At 35.9% G+C, this 527-nt stretch carries 1 pseudogene; it reads left to right on the plus strand.

Annotated elements, in window-relative coordinates:
* Window positions 1–527: pseudogene (locus IY230_RS04070) on the plus strand (acetate kinase); the annotation flags it as partial.

Raw genomic sequence — 527 nt, forward strand, 5'->3', positions numbered from 1 at the left:
TACGTATCTGAACTTGCACATGCACGTTTAGGTAAGGCGCATTCAAAAATTATTGTGGCTCATATCGGTAATGGTGCATCCATTACAGCAATTAGAGATGGTAAGAGTATTGACACATCCATGGGTTTAACACCACTTGAAGGCTTCCCAATGGGAACACGTAGTGGTAATATAGACCCATCAATCTTCCAATTAATGCAACAAAAAGAAGGTTATTCATTAGAAAAAACTTTAAATGAGTTAAATAAAAATAGTGGATATCTAGGTATTTCAGGGGTTTCACATGACTCTAGAGATATTATTGCTGCAGCAGAAGGCGGAAACAAACGTGCTCAGTTAGCACTTGATATTCAAGCTAAACGTATTGTTGATTACATCGCATCCTACTATGTTTTATTAGGTGGATTAGATGCTTTAGTATTTACTGCAGGTATTGGAGAAAATGCTAGAGAAGTTAGAAAACTTATTTGTGACAGACTTGGTGTGTTAGGCATCAAATTAGATGATAATAAGAATAATTCAAGAGG

It is taken from the genome of Acholeplasma laidlawii, assembly GCF_015709225.1.
Taxonomy (GTDB): Bacteria; Bacillota_I; Bacilli_A; order Acholeplasmatales; family Acholeplasmataceae; genus Acholeplasma; species Acholeplasma laidlawii_A.